The 20,455-nt window shown below is 37.7% G+C and carries 20 protein-coding genes; 8 read left to right on the top strand and 12 right to left on the bottom strand.

What is annotated here, in order from left to right; all coding sequences use genetic code 11:
• Positions 1-117: 117 nt before the first annotated feature.
• On the top strand, positions 118-597 hold the full coding sequence (locus tag E1140_RS16270) for a DUF2179 domain-containing protein (protein ID WP_246202980.1): 480 nt from the start codon (positions 118-120) through the stop codon (positions 595-597).
• Here E1140_RS16270 and E1140_RS16265 read toward each other — a convergent pair whose 3' ends face one another.
• Both E1140_RS16265 and E1140_RS16260 read right to left on the bottom strand, forming a co-directional pair.
• Complete coding sequence (locus E1140_RS16265; protein WP_155186270.1) at positions 598-1,491, bottom strand: 1-aminocyclopropane-1-carboxylate deaminase/D-cysteine desulfhydrase; 894 nt, start codon at positions 1,489-1,491, stop codon at positions 598-600.
• The gene (locus E1140_RS16260) at positions 1,492-2,793 is read right to left on the bottom strand and encodes an amidohydrolase (protein ID WP_155186267.1); all 1,302 of its coding nucleotides are present in this window, start codon (positions 2,791-2,793) and stop codon (positions 1,492-1,494) included.
• A 176-nt stretch (positions 2,794-2,969) separates the two neighbouring features.
• Here E1140_RS16260 and E1140_RS16255 point away from each other — a divergent pair, with 176 nt between their 5' ends.
• From E1140_RS16255 to E1140_RS16245, 3 genes are read left to right on the top strand one after another with little or no spacing between them, the layout of a single operon-like run.
• On the top strand, positions 2,970-3,296 hold the full coding sequence (locus E1140_RS16255; RefSeq protein ID WP_155186264.1) for a Rieske (2Fe-2S) protein: 327 nt from the start codon (positions 2,970-2,972) through the stop codon (positions 3,294-3,296).
• A gap of 12 nt (positions 3,297-3,308) precedes the next feature.
• Complete coding sequence (locus tag E1140_RS16250) at positions 3,309-3,725, top strand: VOC family protein (RefSeq protein WP_155186261.1); 417 nt, start codon at positions 3,309-3,311, stop codon at positions 3,723-3,725.
• Between the two features lie 43 nt (positions 3,726-3,768).
• Positions 3,769-4,785 carry a hypothetical protein gene (locus E1140_RS16245; protein WP_155186258.1) on the top strand — a complete coding sequence of 339 codons (1,017 nt, stop codon included), beginning with the start codon at positions 3,769-3,771 and terminating at the stop codon, positions 4,783-4,785.
• A gap of 8 nt (positions 4,786-4,793) precedes the next feature.
• Here E1140_RS16245 and E1140_RS16240 read toward each other — a convergent pair whose 3' ends face one another.
• Entirely contained in the window at positions 4,794-5,480 is a 687-nt protein-coding gene (locus E1140_RS16240) for a hypothetical protein (protein WP_155186255.1), read from the bottom strand.
• A gap of 65 nt (positions 5,481-5,545) precedes the next feature.
• Here E1140_RS16240 and E1140_RS16235 point away from each other — a divergent pair, with 65 nt between their 5' ends.
• Positions 5,546-5,731, top strand: a complete 186-nt coding sequence (locus E1140_RS16235; RefSeq protein ID WP_155186253.1) for a hypothetical protein — start codon at positions 5,546-5,548, stop codon at positions 5,729-5,731.
• A gap of 62 nt (positions 5,732-5,793) precedes the next feature.
• Here E1140_RS16235 and E1140_RS16230 read toward each other — a convergent pair whose 3' ends face one another.
• The 5 genes from E1140_RS16230 to E1140_RS16210 are packed head-to-tail and all read right to left on the bottom strand — an operon-like array spanning position 5,794 to position 12,099.
• Positions 5,794-7,593 (bottom strand): acyl-CoA dehydrogenase family protein, encoded by a 1,800-nt coding sequence (locus tag E1140_RS16230; protein ID WP_155186250.1) that lies wholly within the window; start codon positions 7,591-7,593, stop codon positions 5,794-5,796.
• A gap of 33 nt (positions 7,594-7,626) precedes the next feature.
• Entirely contained in the window at positions 7,627-8,802 is a 1,176-nt protein-coding gene (locus tag E1140_RS16225; RefSeq protein ID WP_155186247.1) for an acetyl-CoA C-acyltransferase, read from the bottom strand.
• 40 nt (positions 8,803-8,842) lie between these two features.
• The gene (locus tag E1140_RS16220; RefSeq protein ID WP_155186244.1) at positions 8,843-9,202 is read right to left on the bottom strand and encodes a four helix bundle protein; all 360 of its coding nucleotides are present in this window, start codon (positions 9,200-9,202) and stop codon (positions 8,843-8,845) included.
• Positions 9,203-9,241: 39 nt separating this feature from the next.
• On the bottom strand, positions 9,242-11,644 hold the full coding sequence (locus E1140_RS16215) for a 3-hydroxyacyl-CoA dehydrogenase/enoyl-CoA hydratase family protein (protein WP_155186241.1): 2,403 nt from the start codon (positions 11,642-11,644) through the stop codon (positions 9,242-9,244).
• On the bottom strand, positions 11,644-12,099 hold the full coding sequence (locus E1140_RS16210; RefSeq protein ID WP_155186238.1) for a MarR family winged helix-turn-helix transcriptional regulator: 456 nt from the start codon (positions 12,097-12,099) through the stop codon (positions 11,644-11,646). Before E1140_RS16210 ends, E1140_RS16215 begins: the two co-directional genes overlap by 1 nt.
• 227 nt (positions 12,100-12,326) lie before the next feature.
• Between E1140_RS16210 and E1140_RS16205 the strand changes: the two genes are divergently transcribed.
• Positions 12,327-14,156 carry a glycosyltransferase family protein gene (locus E1140_RS16205; protein ID WP_155186235.1) on the top strand — a complete coding sequence of 610 codons (1,830 nt, stop codon included), beginning with the start codon at positions 12,327-12,329 and terminating at the stop codon, positions 14,154-14,156.
• Between the two features lie 28 nt (positions 14,157-14,184).
• Here E1140_RS16205 and E1140_RS16200 read toward each other — a convergent pair whose 3' ends face one another.
• Both E1140_RS16200 and E1140_RS16195 read right to left on the bottom strand, forming a co-directional pair.
• Positions 14,185-14,802 (bottom strand): hypothetical protein, encoded by a 618-nt coding sequence (locus E1140_RS16200; RefSeq protein WP_155186231.1) that lies wholly within the window; start codon positions 14,800-14,802, stop codon positions 14,185-14,187.
• Between the two features lie 11 nt (positions 14,803-14,813).
• Positions 14,814-15,029, bottom strand: coding sequence for a hypothetical protein (locus E1140_RS16195; RefSeq protein ID WP_155186228.1), 216 nt, complete (start codon positions 15,027-15,029; stop codon positions 14,814-14,816).
• A gap of 96 nt (positions 15,030-15,125) precedes the next feature.
• Here E1140_RS16195 and E1140_RS16190 point away from each other — a divergent pair, with 96 nt between their 5' ends.
• Entirely contained in the window at positions 15,126-15,464 is a 339-nt protein-coding gene (locus tag E1140_RS16190) for a PadR family transcriptional regulator (protein ID WP_155186225.1), read from the top strand.
• On the top strand, positions 15,461-18,151 hold the full coding sequence (locus tag E1140_RS16185) for an ABC transporter permease (protein WP_155186222.1): 2,691 nt from the start codon (positions 15,461-15,463) through the stop codon (positions 18,149-18,151). Before E1140_RS16190 ends, E1140_RS16185 begins: the two co-directional genes overlap by 4 nt.
• A gap of 53 nt (positions 18,152-18,204) precedes the next feature.
• Here E1140_RS16185 and E1140_RS16180 read toward each other — a convergent pair whose 3' ends face one another.
• Both E1140_RS16180 and E1140_RS16175 read right to left on the bottom strand, forming a co-directional pair.
• Positions 18,205-18,696 (bottom strand): uridine kinase family protein, encoded by a 492-nt coding sequence (locus E1140_RS16180; protein ID WP_155186219.1) that lies wholly within the window; start codon positions 18,694-18,696, stop codon positions 18,205-18,207.
• Positions 18,693-20,450, bottom strand: a complete 1,758-nt coding sequence (locus tag E1140_RS16175; protein ID WP_343034261.1) for an AMP-dependent synthetase/ligase — start codon at positions 20,448-20,450, stop codon at positions 18,693-18,695. Before E1140_RS16175 ends, E1140_RS16180 begins: the two co-directional genes overlap by 4 nt.
• Positions 20,451-20,455 lie beyond the last annotated feature (5 nt).

The following is a 20,455-nucleotide window of genomic DNA, read 5'->3' as shown; positions in this document are numbered from 1 at the left end:
TTTTGGTTCATTAGGCATTGATAGCGCTACATTTGGATTAGTTGTTGTTCCTATTCTTATTTTTTTTTTGCCAGGATATTAGATGTATCCATCAATACTGTAAGAATTATTTTCGTGATGGGCGGCAAAAAATACATTGCCACTATCCTAGGGTTTTTGGAGTCTCTCATTTGGCTGCTTGCCATCGGTCAGATCTTTAAGCATATGGACAATGTGTATTGCTATATAGCTTACCCGGCTGGCTTTGCAGGAGGTATTTGGGTAGGCATGCTCATAGAAGAGAAAATAGCGCTTGGCAAAGTGATCATAAGAATAATAACTGCTGAAGATCTAACAAAGGTTACTGACTTTCTCAAAGCCAAGGATTTTAGATATTCTATAGTAGAAGCCACCAGTAATGAGGGCCACGAGCAGCTGTTGTTCGCAGTACTTAAAAGAGATCATGTTCCAGAAATGTTAAATGAAATCAAAAACAATCTCCCAAAAGCATTCTACACTATAGAATCTGTGAAAAGTGCGAGTGAAGCAGGGTTGTTAATAGATAAGCCTAGCAGAAGAGGAATTGGAGCATGGTTGACTTCTATAAAAAGAAAGTAGTTAAGAATTTAACTTTCCTTGAAGCCCTCCTGTATGAATAGCAAGAATATTTAAGCCTGGTTTGAACAGATCCTTCCTAACCAAATCATAAATTCCGTACATCATTTTACCAGTGTAAACCTGGTCTAATGGTATCTGATGTCTTCTTTCAAAATCATTTATAAAGGTTAATAACTCTGAGTTGGTCTTAGCATATCCTCCAAAATGATAATCAATATTAATAGACCAGTTTGTGAATTCCTCTGACGAATAATTTTCTAATAGTTTTTGAACTTCATTTTTCAGGAAATCTCCTTTAAGGGCAGAGAATCCTAATATCTGCTGAGTTGAATTAGTAGATGCAATTATGCCTGAAATCGTGCCTCCTGTGCCTACAGAGCAGCACACAACATCATATTGTTTATCCTCATCATTTAAAATTTCCTCACACCCTTTAATGGCCAGGTTGTTTGTTCCTCCTTCTGGCAGCATGTAAAACTCCCCATGCTTAAGCTCCAATGATTCAAGAAAAGATTCATCCTCCTTTTGCCCGTAAGTCTGCCTATCGACAAAAACCAATTGCATGCCTTGCTCTCTGGCAAATGAAAGGGTTTTATTCAAAGGTTTGTCTGCTAGTTCATCTCCTCTAATGATACCAATAGATTTAAAACCACCTTCCTTGGCAGCTGCTGCCGTAGCATAAATGTGATTTGAATAAGCTCCACCAAAAGTTAGAAGAGTATCATGGCCCTGGTTTTTGGCCTCCTGCAAGTTGTACTTAAGTTTCCTCCACTTATTACCAGAAACAGTAGGATGGATTTGGTCTTCTCGCTTGATAAAAACACGAAGCCCTTTATCCTTAAAAAGTTCTTCTTGAATTTCCTGGATAAAGGGCTCCTTGTATATTGTCAACATTTATTTATTCATTTCCATGTAATCAACTGTAACGTTAAGCATTGCTTTTAAGCCTGTCAACATACCTGACTCATCTACATAAAAATCTGGAGTGTGATGATCACCAAGCCTTTCTCCTGGACCCTTATCATCAAGAGGTCTACAACCCACAAAGAAATAAAGCCCTGGCACTTCCTTTTGAAAAAATGAAAAGTCCTCCGCGCCAGTTACGGCATTTACCAGCAAAACATTATTCTCACCTGCAGCCTTAGTCAAAGAAGGTAACATTTTATTGGTTAATGATGGGTCATTATAGGTTATTGGATAACCTATTTTGATATCAACTTCTGCTGTAGCTCCCTGGCTTTCTGCAATTTTTGTAGCCGTACGAATAATATTAGCATGTACTTTTTTCTGCATTTCTGGATCGAGTGTTCTTATTGTCCCTATCATCTCCACTTCCTCAGGAATAATATTGTTTCTGACACCACCACGAATCATACCTACTGACACTACTGCAGCCTCCTTTGTAAGTTCGGTTTGTCTACTCACCACAGTTTGTAGACCATTAATAATTTGGGCAGATGTTACTATTGGATCTACTGCATTCCATGGTGCAGATCCATGAGATTGTTTTCCTTTTACCTTGATTATAAAACGATCAGATGCAGCCATCGTACCCCCAGGCTTGTAAGAAATTTTTCCAGCATGTGTATCTGCATCAATATGAAGACCGAACATGACCTCTACATCCGGATTTTTAAGCACACCCTCTTTCACCATTAATTTTGCTCCACCTTCTTCTCCTTCAGGGGCACCTTCTTCAGCAGGCTGAAAGATAAACTTAACAGTCCCTTTTAAATCTGCCTTCATTTTGGATAATACCTCAGCAGTAGCCATGAGGATTGCAATATGTGTATCATGCCCACAAGCATGCATAACTCCTGTTTCAATATCATTGTAGGTTGATTTTACTTTAGAGGCAAATGGAATAGGTACCCTTTCAGTAACAGGAAGGGCATCAATATCTGCTCTCAAACCGACAACCGGGCCAGGCTTACCTCCCTTCAATATGCCCACCACTCCGGTTTTAGCCACCCCGGTTTGAACTTCTATGCCCAAAGACTTCAGATGTGCTGCTATTTTTTTTGCAGTTTCAAATTCTCGGTTGGAAAGTTCTGGATGCTCATGGAAATCTCGCCTCCACTCTATCATCTTTTGCTCTACTTCCGCTGCCAGCTTATCGGTTTTCTTGTTTAAGGCACTTTGTGAAAATGCACTATAAGCAAATACACAAAGCAATAGGGTTATCGTCTTTTTCATAATTAATTTAGGTCTGGTCAAATTTGAATATAGCTCCTTTTCCTGTATTTTTTAATCTATTACATCGATAGTATGTTTAGATGAATAGAATTCTTTTGCAATCAAATACCAGTGGCTATCATATTGTTTGCATTCAAGAATTGATAATTTCACTCTTGACCAGTAATTTAAAAATTATGAAATGGTATAAAGTCTTTGATTCGGAGGCAGCAGCAGATCAGGCCATTCAGCCTCAAAGTGCCATATTGCTTCAAATAGGAGATAAAAGGCTATGCATGGGCCGGCATAACGATAGCTATTTTGTAACTGATGACAAATGCCCACATAACGGAGAGTCTCTGAGTAAAGGTAAGGTCAACTACCTTGGCGAAATAATCTGCCCATGGCATAATTATAGGTTTAGCCTAAAACACGGATCCGAATGTGAAAATAGAACACATGATTTAACTACCTATTCGGTAGAGATAAGAGAAGATGGTATATTCGTAGGAATATCCGATTAACACAAATAACAGATGATACAACCTTTCCACCTTGCCTTTCCTGTTGATAACCTTGAGGCCGCCAGAGATTTTTATGTAAATGTGATTGGCTGCAAAACAGGAAGAAGCTCCGATCAATGGATCGATTTTGATTTTTTTGGCCATCAGGTGGTTGCGCATTTAGCTCCTAATGAAGTCGGTATAGCTGCAACCAATAAAGTGGATGGTGATGCAGTGCCTGTAAAACATTTCGGTGTTATTTTAGAAATGGATCAATGGGAAGCACTAAGTAAAAAACTCATAGATAAAGGAATTAAATTTATTATCGAGCCACATATACGTTTTAAAGGTCTTTCTGGTGAACAAGCAACCATGTTTTTTTTAGACCCTTGTGGAAATGCCCTTGAGTTTAAAGCATTTAAGGACAAAAGTCAGATTTTTGCTGTTTAGATTAATGATCATAATTAAGTGCTCCTTTGTACGTTCATCTTTCATGAATAAAATCAAATCATTTCTTCTTTTGTTTTATTTCGGCTTGTACACTGTTACAGTTGCTCAGGAAGCTGTTATAAATGAGCGGATTGAATCACTTAATTTCATAGACCAACTACCAGAAGAGATACTATCTACCAAAACGGTTGTTATTGTTAAAACTCTAAACAATCAGCAATCAGGCATTCGACCAGAATGGAAAAGTGTGGCATCAGTTGTTCAAAAAGGTATGGTAAAATCTGGCATTGATGCTGTGGCCTATTATCATTTTGATGATTTGCTTAGTGGATATGAATCCTACCATGCGTTTTTGGATGAATTCGATGAGCGTGATGTTAAGCATGCTGCCTTTCTGTTGACAGATGGTGCCTTTTATAGGTTAATCCTTTTAAAACTCACTGACCGTCAGTTTTTAATCGAGCAAAATCAAAACGCCTGGAAAATAGATGGTAAGGATTTAGCTGCCATGATGGAAGATGTATATCGAAAGGCAGCAAACTCAAAACTTGAAAGTACAAACCTTCTCATAATAGAAACCCCTGAGTTTGGTGAGATGGTGCACGTGATAAAAAAGCGTAGATCGGATTTTTATGATTTAAACTTTGCGTCAGAAACATTAGCCATACCTCAATTTGCAGATAGTAGCGAAATTGCAAAGGTGATGGTCGATTATCCTTATAAATGGAAAATTGTTCCGCTGGGCTCAGATGAAAAGGAACTACGGTCACAAGGTTTACAATACGTACTCTATTATTGTCACTCCACAGTAGAAAGTGTTCGCAGCCTCCTCGAGTATCCTCTTGGGGAAAACCAGTCAGCTTATGTCAGCGAGGTAATTGAAAATGGACAGACCCAAGTTACCACACATACTTTAAACACCAACGTCTACAAGTTTTATGTAAAGCATATCTATTCTCAAAATGTTTTCATTGGTAAAAAGTGGGATCCCGCGAAAAGTTGGCAAGACGCTTTGAAGAACTACATTTTTAATATGCGTCATGAGTTGGTGAGGAATTAAGCAGGAATTCAATTCTTTTTTAAACCAATCCATACCATAAAAGGTACCGGTATTTTTAATGTTTCATCAAAGCCTAACTTCTTGAGTTCTTCTCTTGGGACGTAACCATGCTTCTCAGTAGAGAATTCTTGTATGGCCATGCCTTTGGTTTCTAATAAGCTGTCTAAAGGATAATAGACGCTCTTGGTTTTCATGATGTCTCGCATCAACTTATAGTTTTGAAATGTCTCCTCCTGGTTTATATCATTCCATTCAGGGTTGTCTCTAAAAGCTATTATTTGATTTTGCAAAACATCTTTATACTCCAATGGGTAGCCAAGCATTAATGATTTTAAATTTAATTCGATACTATCTTCGGCTATAGACCAAAGTTCATTTACTAGAGCCAGTTCATCTTTCAGCCATATTTCCTTTTCAGAGTAGAACTGATAATTCATATGATGATACCTAGAAGAGTCCTTATGCTTATAAAAAGCGAGACTACGAGACATTGTATCCGATTCTAGTACAAGTGTAAAATCAACATCACTTTGCCTAATCCCAACTTTACTTAAAATTTCATTTTGATTCTCAGGTAGCTTGTCCTGAACACTTTTAGTATTACACCCGTAAATAATAATACCTGCAAGCAAAAAAGAAGAGTATATAAATATCTGGTTTACAATGAGTTGATATATTTTTTTAAGTTTTGGCACGGCAGTTGTTTTACTGACTATTGTTTAACGACAATAAACCTCGGTTTATTTAAATAGCAGAAGTTATGAAAAATTTAATAGTGTTTCTAAGCCTCGTATCCATTTTCAGTTTATCAAATCTTGAAAAGCCTAATCATACATCCACGTCAACTAGCAATTTGGAAGTAAGTGTAGACGAAACTTATTTACGCATAACTATCGAACGCATGCGCAGGCCAGAAAGGTTTTACAATAAGAAAAATCTAGCATAAAACTAAAAAAGCCCGGATTGGAATAAACCAATACCGGGCCTCAGATTAAACTAGTATATTAATTAAAAAGGGTATTCATTTTTAGCAATTACATAATCTGCAATTCTACGTCTGGCATCTTTAAGGTTCATAGGCTCAATTTTTGTAAATCGCTTCAATCCCATTAACATCATGCGCTGCTCATCACCAGTGGCAAATGAGTTAATAGCTTCTCTACCCGATGAAGCGGCTTTTTCGATAGCTTCATGCAAATAAACTCTCATCATATCAATTTGAGGAGCCAGTGCTTCTTCACCTTTCTGAGCAACTAATTTTTCAACTCTCAACAAGCAGGATTCTGCTACATATCCTTCTATAAGCATGTCAGCCATATTCATTAATATCTCCTGCTCTTCACCAAGTTTCTGCATAAACTTCTGAACCGCAGCTCCGGCTACCATTAAGCCTGCTTTCTTCAGGTTTACTAGTGCTTTTTTCTCCTTAGCAAATAGCTCATCACCATCAGAAGCACCAAAGTCAGGAATAGACATCAACTCTTTTTGAACTGCCATAGCCGGAGACATTAAATCAATGGTTCCTTTCATGGCTCTTTTCATCAACATGTCAATGCAAAGCATTCTGTTGATCTCATTTGTACCTTCAAAAATTCTGTTGATACGCGCATCTCTGTAAGCTCTGTCCATTGGACTTTCAGCAGAGAAACCCATACCTCCATAAATCTGTACTCCTTCATCAGCACAATAGTCAAGCACTTCAGAACCGTGCACTTTAAGGATGGCACATTCGATAGCAAATTCTTCAACTGATTTTAGTCTGGCTTGTGCATTGTCCATTCCGCCTGCAACTAATGTGTCGTAAGCATCATCAATGTTTTGGCCAGCTCTATAATGAGCAGATTCAGAAGCAAATACCTTAGTGGTCATTTGGGCAATCTTGTATTTAATTGCACCAAAGTTTGAAATAGACGTGCCAAACTGCTTACGCTCGTTGGCATAATTAACCGCATTGCTGATAATTCCTTTACTTCCCCCTACTGCAGCAACACCTAATTTTATTCTTCCGATGTTTAAGATGTTAACTGCAATCTTAAATCCATTTTCTCTATCAGAGAGTAAGTTTTCCACCGGCACTTTACAATCATTGAAGAAAATCTGACGGGTAGAAGATCCCTTGATACCCATTTTCTTTTCTTCTTCATTCATAGTGATACCACCGAATGATTTTTCTACAATAAAAGCTGAAAGGTTTTTATCGTCATCAATTTTTGCAAAAACCACATATATATCTGCAAAACCTCCGTTGGTTATCCACATTTTTTGTCCATTGATGACATAGTGTTTTTTGTCATCAGATAATACTGCCTTGGTCTTACCTGAGTTGGCGTCAGAACCTGAATCTGGTTCTGTCAAACAATAAGCAGCTTTCCATTTTCCTGTTGCAAGGTTTGGTAAATACTTTTTCTTTTGATCTTCATTACCATAATACAATATTGGCAATGTACCAATACCAGTGTGAGCAGAAATAGCTACAGCAAAAGAGTGTGCTGCACCAAACACCTCTGCGACAAGCATGGAAGTATTGAAGTTCATACCAAAACCTTCATAAGCTTCAGGTACACTTGTTCCAAGAAGGCCAAGTTCGCCTGCCTTATCTAGCAATGATGGCATAAGGTCCGGATTTTTCATTGAATCAATTTCATCAAGCTTTGGATGAATTTCTTGTTCAATAAAATCATGACAAGTTTGAGCAATCATTTTTTGCTCTTCACTCCATTCTTCAGGAATGAAAATATCATTTGCCGGAGTTTCTTTGATAAGAAATTCTCCGCCTTTGATGCTGGTTTTAGTTGCAGTAGTTTCCATTTTAATATCCTCTAATTTTTTAATCTAAACGTCTTAATTCAATAATTCATAAACTCCGGCTACACCTTGTCCTCCACCAACACAAGCCGTGACCATTCCATATTTTTGCTTTCTTCTTCTCATTTCATCAAAAAGCTGTATAGATAGTTTTGCTCCTGAGCAACCCAGCGGGTGACCCAATGCAATGGCTCCTCCATTAGGGTTTAGTTTATCTTTATCTAAACCAAGCTCTTGAATAACGGCCAGCGATTGAGCAGCAAAAGCTTCATTCAACTCTATCTGGTCAATATCATCTAACTTAAGTCCAGCAATTTTCAATGCTTTTGGAATAGCGGCAACTGGTCCAATACCCATAATTCTTGGCTCAACTCCAGCAGCAGCATAACTTACCATTCTGGCAATCGGCTCAAGCTTTAACTCTTTCACCATTTTCTCAGACATGACCATTACAAATGCAGCTCCATCTGAAGTCTGGCTTGAGTTACCTGCTGTTACTGATCCGCCTTGGGCAAATACCGGTCTCAGTTTACTCAGAGCCTCTACTGTAGTGTTTGGTCTAACGCCTTCATCTGTATCTACCACAAACTCACGTGTTTGCTTTTTCATATTGTCGTCCAGATAGGTCTCCTTAACTGTTATAGGAACAATCTGATCTTTGAACTTACCATCCTTAAGCGCGGCTGTTGCTTTAACATGCGATTGGTAAGAAAATTCATCCTGTGCCTCTCTGGAAATGTTAAACTGACCCGCCACTTGCTCGGCAGTTAAACCCATGCTTGTATAGTAATCTGGGTTTTTTGAAGTGATTTCATAATTTAATGCCGTTTTGTAGCCCATAACAGGGACCATAGACATTGACTCAGTTCCTCCAGCAATAATGCATTCAGCTTGTCCAGCATGAATTCTGGCAGCAGCAATGTTAATAGCTTCTAAACCAGAACCGCAATATCTGTTGATCACCATACCCGGAACTTCAATTGGCAATGACAAAAGGGCAATTATTCTCCCCATTTGCATTCCCTGTTCTGCTTCCTGTACAGCGTTGCCAACTATTAAGTCATCAACACGTTTAGCATCGAAGCCATCAATTGAATTGACCAAGTGTTTAATTACATCAGCAGCAAGGTTATCTGGTCTGGTGAATCTAAACCCACCTCTTCCAGCTTTACCAACCGCTGTTCTAAATCCTTTAACTATATATGCATTCATCTTTTTATTTGTTTAGTATTTAGTAGTCAGACTTTAGTAGTCAGACTTTAGAATCAACTGTTTCTTTTAAACGATATATCATTTTTTGAACTTCTGATATTTTGTCATCAATCATTTGAAAATTGTCTTTATCAGTAAAATTCAAATTTTTAGCTATTGTTAATTGAGTAGCTAATTCAAAACAAGAACCGTAGGCTACTGCTAAAAAGTGAGCAAATTGAGAGGCTGTGCCTCTTCCTGCACCTTCGGCTATGTTTGAAGAAATAGAAACGGCACTTCTTTGCATCTGAGAAATCAAACCAAATCGCTCATCAGAAGGAAAAAGTTTGGTTAATGAATAAACATCAGTTGCTAAATCAACTGCCTTATTCCAAACTTTAAGCTCCTTATAATTGTGCATTTCTAATTACTATTGTCTAACTACTCTATACTTAAAAAGCTAGTTTCTTAATGGCTTACCTGAAGTCAAAATGCTTTGGATTCTTTCAAGCGTTTTCTTTTCACCTGTCAACGACAAGAATGCTTCTCTTTCCAAATCAAGCAGATACTGCTCCGTAACTTCCTGAGGGTATGACAAATCTCCACCACACATCACATATGCGATTTTGTTAGCAATTTTAAGGTCATGCTCTGAGATATAGTTACCCATTTTCATTCCGTTAACCCCTGCCATGAAAAGTGCCATTCCTGTTTTACCCTGAACTTTGATGTTGTTTGCTTGTATTGGCATAGTGTAACCAGCATCAGCCAATTCGATTACCCCAGATTTAGCATCTGCTATCTGACGATCTTTGTTAACACTAATTCTATCCTGAGGTCTCATAATATGCATGCCCCTTGCCTCCTCTGCAGAAGTTGCCACTTTAGCAGTAGCTATATTCATAAACGCATTTTGCAAAGCATTAAGTTCTACATCACCAGTCTCAATGGCGTCAGAAACTCTTTTTGTAAGTTCCTTGGTACCTCCTCCACCTGGAATCAGACCAACACCAACTTCTACCAAACCGATATAAGTTTCAGCAGCAGCTTGAATCATATCTGCGTGAAGCGACATTTCACAACCGCCACCAAGTGTGAGCCCATGAGGTGCAACAACAACTGGAACGGAAGAGTATCGAACACGCATCATGGTGTTTTGGAAATGACGGATCATAAAATCAACCTCATCAAATTCTTGTTCTATGGCATACATAAATACCATACCCAAATTTGCTCCGGCAGAAAACTGAGCACCTTGGTTACCAATAACCAAACCACGATAATCCTTCTCTGCCAGATCAATGGCTTTGTTAATTCCTTCAACTACTTCTCCACCAAGGGTATTCATCTTAGTATGGAACTCAACATTCAACACACCATCTCCTAGATCGAATATGGTTGATCCTGTATTGCTCCAGACCACATTGCTCTTTCTAATATTATCAAGGATAATATAAGACTCAGCCCCAGGAACTGGCTTATATGATTTTGAAGTGATATCGTAATAATGTCTGATACCATCTTTGGCCATATAAAAAGATTTGATGCCTGCTTTCAGCATGTCATAAACCCAATCATTAGGTTTATAACCCATCTCTTCCATTTTAGCTACGGTCTTTTCAACGTCAACAGAATCCCATGTTTCAAATGGTCCCACTTCCCAACCAAAACCTGCACATAATGCATCATCGATTTTGTAAAGTTCATCCGCTATTTCTGGAATTCTATTCGATACATATTTGAACAAAGCATAGAAAGAATCTCTGTAGAATTCTCCAGCTTTATCTTTGCCACTAAACAATGGCTTAAATCTTTCTTTTAAGTTGTCAATTGGCTTGGTAGCCTCAAGAGTACCAAAAGATGCCTTTTGCTTTGGCTCGTATTCTAATGTTTCCAGATTTAAGGTCAGTATCTCTGTTTTGCCTTTGGTATCTTTAGTCTTCTTATAGAAGCCTTGGCCGGTTTTATCGCCAAGCCAGTTGTTTTCCATTAACTTGCCTACAACATCTGGCAATTTAAATGTGTCACGGCCCTCATCATCTGGAAGACCAGCATAAAGCCCATTCGCGACTTTTACCAATGTATCTAAACCAACCACATCAGATGTTCTAAATGTAGCCGACTTGGGACGGCCTATTACCGGACCAGTAAGTTTGTCTACTTGATCTACATTTAAGCCCAACTTTTTCATAGACTCTATTACTTTCAGAATGGCATAGATACCAACCCTGTTTGCAATAAATGCAGGAGTATCCTTAGCCAATACTGTTGTCTTACCAAGGTACAGATCGCCATAATGCATTAAGAAATCTGTGATTTCTGGATCTGTCTTCGGTGTTGGAATAATCTCCAACAACTTCAGATACCTTGGAGGGTTAAAAAAGTGTGTTCCACAAAAATGCTTTTGGAAATCATCACTCCTACCATCAAGCATTAAATGAATAGGAATACCAGAGGTGTTAGATGTAATGAGTGTGCCTGGGGTTCTGTATTTTTCTACTTGTTCAAATACAACCTTTTTAATATCCAGATTTTCTACAACTACTTCTATTACCCAATCATAATCTTTGATTTTGGGCATGTCATCTTCAAAATTTCCTAAAGAAATTCTGCTGGCAAAGCTTTTGTCATAAAGTGGTGCCGGGTTCGATTTAACTGCAGAAGTAAAAGCACTATTTACTATCCTATTTCTAACGACCTTACTTTCTAAAGTAAGTCCCTTAGCTTTTTCATCGTCATTCAGCTCTTTAGGAGCAATGTCCAATAAAAGAACGTTTACACCAATATTGGCAAAGTGACATGCAATACGGGAACCCATGATTCCCGATCCTAATACTGCTACTTTTTTTATACGTCTTGTCATTAGTTTTGATTATTTGCGTTTTCGTAGGTTTTATTATTATCAATGATTTTATTAATGTCGTTGATGACATCAAAAAAAACTTCAAGTTTTGATTGTGGTACTACCTCTCTCACTTTGGTATTGAAAGTAAGTACAGTCTCTCTGGAAACCTCCTTCTTTTGCTTTCCCAGATCCGTTAAAAATATTCGGACAGATCTACCATCCGTTGCATCGGGTTTTCTATATATAAGCCCCTTTTCTTCCATATTTTTTAGAACTCTTGTCAGGCTGCGAGACTCAAGCCCCATAAGCGGTGCAATCTTAGTGGCAGGAGTTCCATCCTTTGAACTAATATTTAACAAGACAAAACCTATTGATGTAGTAATATCCTGTTTAACTGCTTGCTGATTGTACATGCGAGAGATAGCATGCCAAGCAGTTTTAATATTATGATCAATTGTTTCTTCTCTTTTCATTAGTATGTTGTATAACTTTAAATAGGATTCCCTATTTTGAAGGATAACAAATATAGCAAAATATGTTATGCATGCATACTAATTTAAAATTATTTATGAAAGCCTATGGAAAAAGATTAGAAGTTAGTTAAAACTTATCAAAACAGCGATTTTAATTTAAGCAATCGTTTTAACTGTAAAGCTTTCAAAAAGCTAGTTAGAACCTCACATACTAAATACAGCACTTCATGCGGTCAGAAATTCAAAAGAAAACTAAAGGTAGCGAGCAACCACAAGAACTCAATAATTCATTTCTTGCCGAATGCGCGTGGGAGGTTTGTAATCAACTCGGAGGGATATATACGGTTATCAGATCTAAAGTGCCAGAGGTATCTAGTCAGTGGGGAGATCGCTATTGCCTGGTTGGACCATTAGTGGGCCAACAGGTAAATGCAGAAGTTGATGTTATCACTAATCACACAGGCCCTTTGGGTAAGGCTGTTAAAAAATTGAAGGATGATGGTGTTGAAGTGGTTTATGGTACCTGGCTGGTTAGCGGCCGACCAAAAGTTGTACTTATTGATGTTTTATCTACGCTTAAGGACATTGCCTCTATAAAAAGTGATTTTCAAAAATCACATCAAATTGAAATAGCAAATGATGAGCTTCAAGAAAAGGTTTTGGCCTTTGCTCACATTACATCGGTATTCTATACCTATTTGTCAGAAGCATTAGGCAAAACAAAATTAATTGGCCATTTCCATGAATGGATGTCGTCAATACCTATTTTAAAACTTGCAAAAAATAAGGTTGCCGTTAAAACAGTTTTCACCACACACGCAACGGCTCTGGGTCGATACCTTGCCATGAATGATCAGGATTTTTATAATAAGCTAGAGCAATACGACTGGAGCCTTGAAGCACAGAAATATAATATTTTACCCATTGCTCAAATTGAAAGACAGTGCGCCAATGAATCCACAGTTTTTACAACTGTAAGTGACGTTACGGCAAGTGAATGCCAGGCCTTTTATAACAGAAAACCTGATGTCATCACACCTAATGGCCTCAACATTGAACGTTTTGTGGCGTACCATGAAGTACAGAATCTGCATCAAGAGTATAAAGAAGATATTAATGAATTTGTGATAGGCCATTTCTTCCATTCAACTCCTTTTGACCTTGACAATACCTTATACTTTTTTACCTCTGGACGATATGAATTTAGGAATAAAGGGTACGACATTACTTTAGAGGCACTTTCACTTTTAAACAAAAGGCTGAAAAAGGAAAAGTCTGATAAAAATGTGGTGATGTTTTTTATCACCAAAAGGCCAAGTTGGTCTATCAACCCAGTAGTGATGGAGCAGCAGGGCGTTCTTGAAGAGTTCAGAAAAGTATGTCATGCTATACAGGATCAAATTGGTGAACGATTATTTTATGATGCAGCCCAGGAAGAAGAGGATTTTCGAATGCCTGCTTTGAACGATTTTGTAGATGATTACTGGAAGTTGAGATACCGAAGAGTTTTACAATCATGGAAATCTGACCAATGGCCAATAGTGGTAACGCATAATTTAAAAAATGATGATGATGACGAAATCATTCAGTATTTGAGAAAAGCACCTTTAGTCAATAACCCGTTGGACAAAGTAAAAATTGTGTATCACCCTGATTTCATAGATTCTTCAAGTCCTTTATTCGGAATTGATTATAATGAGTTTATTAGGGGTTGCCATTTAGGAATATTTCCTAGTTACTATGAGCCTTGGGGTTATACTCCGCTGGAATGCCTTGCTCAAGGAGTTTCAGCTATTACTTCTGACCTTACCGGTTTTGGAAATTATCTGGGTCAAAATTTTTCTGGTCATGAGCAGTCCGGAGCTTATTTACTGAGAAGACACAAATTGAAGCCAGAACTTGTAGTAAAAGAACTTGCCGAAATGATGTATCAGTTTACCCAATCATCAAGAAAGCAAAGAATTTCAATACGAAACAAAGCTGAAGACCTGGCAGAAAATTTTGATTGGTCTAGGTTAGAAGCACATTATAATACTGCCTATACCCAGGCCATATAAAAAAAGCGACTTGAAGTCGCTTTTTCATTTATTGCTCTATTTCTTCCTTGGCTACCTTTTCTATTTCCTCCATCTTCTTTTTGAGCCTTGCCTTTTCGGCTTTTACCTTCTCCTCAAGTTCCTTAACCTTCTGTTCAGCCTGTGATATCTTTTCCTCCTTAGTTTTTATCACTTCTTCTGATACCGACTTTTCTTCCTTTTCCTTCGCCACTTTCTCTTTCGCTTTTTCAATTTTTTCCTTTGATTCAGCTATTGAAGATTCACCCTCAGAGATCGCTCGTTCAGATTCTGCAATTTGCTCATCGCGTTTTGCCTTTGCTTCAGCTGCACGCTGTTGACCAAATTCCTTTCCTTCAAGCTCCCCTTTATTCTTGCCATAAGCATTGCCTTCGTTTTCCTTTTCTTCCTTCTCCTCTTTATCCTTTTTCTCTTCTTTTACTTCCTTGTCCGCCTGGTCATTATCCTTTTCGGATTTCTCAGGTTTGTCCTTTTTCTCCTTTTCGTCTTTATCCTTTTTCTTCTCTTTATCCTGCTGAGCCTTCTCTTCCTTTTTCTTTTTAGCCTCTTCAGAATTACCCTGCGCATAAACATTACTAAGTCCAACTGTTAAAACAGTCACCAGTACTAGTTGTAATATCCTTTTCATAATTCTAAGTTTTAAATGTCTTCTAATAAACTGTCAATTTCACTGGTTGCCTCGTCTACTTCCATTTGCAGTTCTTTCGTATCCTCTGCAATTTCTTCCGTAGTTTCTTCAACCGCTTTAATTTCAGCCGCAACTTTTTCTTCAGCTGCTTTTTTCTCTTCGGCCGATGGGCCACAAGACATAAACATTGTTGCCAACAATAGAATTGGAATAGTAAATTTTTTCATGGTTATAGGTTTAATCACATAAGTTAAAAATTTTCGGAACTGAAACCAAAACAAAGTATTATCGTATTACCTAAGACTCTAATGTATTAAAGAATTATGCATTCACCCGAATTATTGAAAGGTACCCTACAGACTATTATACTGAAACTATTGGCGGATAATGGTAAAATGTATGGTTATGAAATTACTCAGCGCGTTAAAGAATTGTCTGGTGGAATGCTTACGCTGACAGAAGGTGCCCTCTATCCTACACTTCATAAACTAGAGGCTGAAGGTTTTTTATCAACTGAAAAAATCAGCATGGGCAAGCGGGTTCGAAAGTATTACCTGCTTACACCGAGCGGTAATAACACTGCCGCCCAAAAAATCGAAGACTTTGAGGCTTTTATAATTACCATGTTTAAAGTTTTGCAAATCAATCCACAGTTTGGATGACTCTGTCTGATGAACATATCAACTATATCATAAAGGACATAACCTATCGAGGTATTGTAGATGATGACTTGGGTGACGAACTGGTTGATCACATCTGTACAATAGTTGAGTCCAAAATGGAAGCTGGCCAAAGGTTTATTGAAGCCTATGATGAAACTATTAAAGACTTTGGTAACGACAAGAAGTTAAATAAGCTGCAAAAAAACACTATTGAATTCTCAAACAACAACACTAAAATCATGATCAAGAATTATTTCAAAATAGCATTTAGAAACCTGGTAAAACACAAGTTTTACTCAGCCATCAATATCGCAGGGTTGGCAGCAGGGGTAGCGTGCAGTTTGCTAATTTATCTTTTTGTAGCTAATGAGATGAGCTATGATAAGTTCCATAAAGATGGAGACAGAATATATCGTGTAGTTCGTGAAGGTCGGTTTGGTGAAAATGAATTTAGCTATCCTGTTTCACCAGCACCATTTGCAAATGGATTGATGACTGAAATACCAGAAGTAGAAACCGCTGTAAGATTTAGATCTTACGGCACCTGGCTGGTGAAGACTCCGGAAATGAAAGAAAGTTTTAAGGAGTCGCAGGTTCATTATACTGATTCAACATTCTTTGATCTCTTTTCTTTTCCGGTGCTTGAAGGAGATCCGAAAACAGCACTGACCAGACCAAACACTATTGCAATTAGTAAATCTATAGCCGAGAAATATTTCAAAGGCACTTCACCTATTGGTAAATCACTCGAGCTTGACGGAGAAGATTTGTATGAAGTCACAGCTGTTTATCAGGATGCACCAAAAAACTCACACTTGCAATTCAGAATGTTAATATCACTGGCAACAAGACCCGATGCTCAAAACGAACAATGGCTGAGCAATAACTTTTTCACCTACTTCAGGGTCAAAGAAGGCGTAAACCTGAGTGCACTACAGAAGAAAATACAGTCCTTTTACGAAAGAAAAGCCGAACCTGAACTGATTCAGTATATTGGCTCGACCATGGAACAGTTTAAGGCCAATGGTAATTATGTAAAGCTCAGACTTCAGCCAATGGAAGATATCTATCTCACATCCAATTTTATTTTTGATATCGGTACAATGGGTAATGAGCATACTATTTTGCTCTTTACTATCATCGCGGCATTTATTATCGGTCTGGCTTGTATCAACTTTATGAACTTATCAACTGCTCGCTCTGCTAACAGATCAAAAGAAGTAGGTATTAGAAAAGCTCTTGGTTCAGTAAGAGGTCATTTGATCAGACAGTTTTTATTAGAGTCTATTATCATTAGTATTATTTCGATAATTATAGGTTGTGTTGCCGCTTCGGTATTATTGCCATTGTTCAATCATCTCGCAGAAAAACAATTAACATTTCCCGGCAGTCCTATTTTTTATATAGGCATTTTCTTATTTGCGCTTTTAATAGGCGTGTTGGCGGGCGTATACCCTGCTTTCTTTTTGAGTTCGTTCAGGCCAATCAATACTCTCAAGGGTAAGCTGAGCACCGGAGCTGGTGGCTCAGCTATAAGAAGTGGGCTGGTGATTTTTCAATTCTTTATTAGCATTATATTAATCATTGGTACACTAGCTATTCAAAAGCAACTGGACTTTATTCAAAATAAAAAACTGGGTTTCAACAAAGATCATTTGCTGATGATCAATGACCCATACATGCTTGGTGATAAACGACAGTCATTTAAGGAAGAAGTTGAAAAGCTGACGCCTGTTGTATCTTGTGCCTATAGTGGTTTTATTCCTGTTAATGGATACAACAGAAATGATAATACCTACTGGGAAAAAGGTGTTAGTCCTTCGCAGGATAACACGATAAGTCTTCAGATGTGGGATGTTGATGAAGATTATATTCAGACTTTCGGAATGGAAATTATTGAAGGTCGCAATTTTGATCGCGATCGCGCTTCTGATTCGGTTGCCCTTATTTTTAATGAGGAAGCAATGCGAAAGTTTGGTTTCGAAAAAATTGATGATCAATGGATCCAGACCTATGCCTTCGACCAAACATCTGGAAGTGTTATAAATGATGAGTTTGTAAATTATAAGATCATCGGTGTTGTAGAAAATTTTCATTTCGAATCAATGAAAGAAAATATTGGGCCTGTTGCGCTTCGAATGGGTAGAAGCACAGGTGTACTTTCTGTGCGAATTAATACAGATGATTACCAGGCGTCTTTAAAAATGATTGAAGACAAATGGAATGATTTTGCCAATGGCCTTCCCTTTAACTATACTTTTCTTGACGATCAGTTTAACAAAATGTATAAGTCTGAAACCAAGCTTGGAGAGTTATTTACAATATTTTCAGGCTTAGCAATCTTTATTGGTTGCCTTGGCTTATTTGCTCTTGCTGCTTTTATGGCTGAACAACGCATTAAAGAAATTGGAATTAGAAAAGTACTTGGCGCTTCAGTAAATGAAATTGTATTAATGTTATCAAAACAATTTACAAAACTTGTGCTTTTAGCTTTTATCCTTGCCGTACCAATTTCATGGTGGGCTATCAATTCTTGGTTAGATGGATATGTGTATAGAATCACTTTGGGATTCGAAGTTTTTTTGATCGCAGGACTATCAGCAATTATTGTGGCATTAATTACCGTTGGTTATCAGTCAATAAAAGCTGCCATCAGTAATCCTGTCGATTCACTGAAAAACGAATAGCTTTTTAAAATCCCGATGCGCATTAAGCTTCATCGGGATTTTAATTTTCATTGTTACTTTTCCAGATAGTCTTGCAGTTCTGAAAAGCTAAAGCCTGAATTAGCATTTATCTCAAAGGCTTCAACACCAACGGGCTTAACCCCAAATAGTAAATGACTTTGCCAAATATGTTCTCGGTACCAATTCGGAATATGACCCCAACGATTATCATGCAATTTTCTCTTTAAAAAATCTTCCTTTTCGAGATCTAGATAAATGAATTTATCAATAAGCGATTTCAAGGTTTCATGATGAAAGAGGAAAATCCCCTCAACTATTATGATCTCGTTTTTCGTTGCAGCTTCACGAACAACATCAATAATTTTTACGAAATCTAGAGATGATGGATGCTCCCAGTCAATGACATCCTTGATGTATTTGAAATTTTCGATTTTGGCAGGATAGTCATCAAGACTGATGATTTCCGCATTACCTAGTTTTTCTTTTAAAGAAATTGCTAAAGTCGTTTTGCCAGATCTGCTAACACCTGCAATTCCTATGATCATTCGCTATAAATTTCTGATACTTCTTTGCTGTATTTAGACATGATGTTTTTTCGCTTTAGTTTAAGCGTTGGAGTAAGTTCACCTCCTTCAATTGTCCATATTTCAGGCAATAATTTTAGCTTCTTAATTTTTTCGTATTGCGCAAAATCTGAATTATAGCGATCCTTCTCACGCTCAAATTTTGCAAGCACTTTTTCATTAAGAATTATCTCTTTGTCCGTGGTATAAGTAATGCCCTTTTTATTGCACCAATCTTTTAGCGCATCAAAAGCTGGAACCACCAGCGCAGCTGGAAATTTTTCACTTTCTCCAACAACCATGACCTGTTCGATAAGCACTGATTCTTTGAATTTATTTTCTACAGGCTGAGGCGCGATGTATTTACCACCTGATGTTTTAAACATTTCCTTTTTCCTGTCAGTAATTTTCAAATACCTACCCTCAACAATTTCACCGATATCGCCTGTATGAAACCAGCCATCTTTATCAATGGCTTCGGCCGTTGCGTCTGGCCGTTTGTAATAACCCATCATTATATTCGGCCCTTTGGCCAAAATTTCTCCATCATCGGCTATTTTAACTTCCACTTCTGGTAGCATGGGCCCAACGCATCCGATTCTGACATCTTGAGCATCATCTCTAGTAAAACTAATTCCCGGAGATGTTTCTGTTAAACCATATGCTTCTAGTATATGAATTTGCGCTGCCCAAAAAACGCGTGCTAAACGTGGTTGCAGAGCCGCAGCTCCTGAAACTATAAATTGGACATTACCACCTAATGCCTCACGCCATTTGCTGAAAATTATTTTATTGGCTAGTGCTAATTGTAGCTTGTAGCCCAGGCCATAATTCTGATTAGGTTCAAATTTATCTCCCAGTTTCAACGCCCAAAAGAAAAGGTTCTTTTTTATTCCTGTAAGTTCATAACCCTTGGCCACAATTTTGTCATATACTTTCTCGAGCAAACGAGGCACCGTTGCAAAAAAGTGAGGCTTTACTTCCTTAAGGTTATCGCCAATGGTATCCATGCTTTCGGCATAGTATATCGATATACCCATTTGCATATAAGCATAAGATGCTGTTCTTTCAAAAATATGGCAGAGTGGTAAAAAACTTAATGTTCTGTAACCGCTGCCACTTATTGGAAAGATACTTGCCACAGCCATCGAATTGGATAAAATATTTTTGTGCGAAAGCATCACACCTTTTGGAGTTCCGGTTGTTCCTGATGTATAAATTATTGTTGCAAGGTCTTCATTTGCAATTTCATTTCTAAGATTATCTATTTGCTTAAGGTGTTCGTCACTTGGCTTAACCAGCAAAGTCTCCCAGAATATATTGCCAATATTTTCGAAGCAATAAATACTGAAGTCCTGATCAATAGATTTTTTAGTAATTTCTAGTTTATCATAAAGCTCCTTATCTCCGCAAAAAGTGAGTTTTACTTCAGCATCATTTATTATAAATGCATAATCCTCTGAAGTTGAGTTTGGATACATAGGCACAGAGATCGCACCTATTTGACTTAGTGCTAAATCAGCAAATACCCATTCTGGCTTGTTAAAAGAAACAATGCCTACTTTGTCATTCTTTTTAATGCCCCTATCCAAAAGTCCGGAGCTTAGACTATTAACAATATCTTTGACTTGTTGAGTGCTATATTTTTTCCATTGTCCATTGTGCTTTGCAGCGAAAGCATCTTCAACAGAATCATTCTTTAATTGAAAGTCAAGACATTCGAATAAGCGAGTCATCTCCA

The sequence above is a fragment of the Fulvivirga lutimaris genome (genome assembly GCF_009711525.1).
Classification (GTDB): domain Bacteria; phylum Bacteroidota; class Bacteroidia; order Cytophagales; family Cyclobacteriaceae; genus Fulvivirga; species Fulvivirga lutimaris.
The sequence above is the reverse complement of the archived record's forward strand: the minus strand, read 5'-3'. Positions and strand labels throughout refer to the sequence as shown.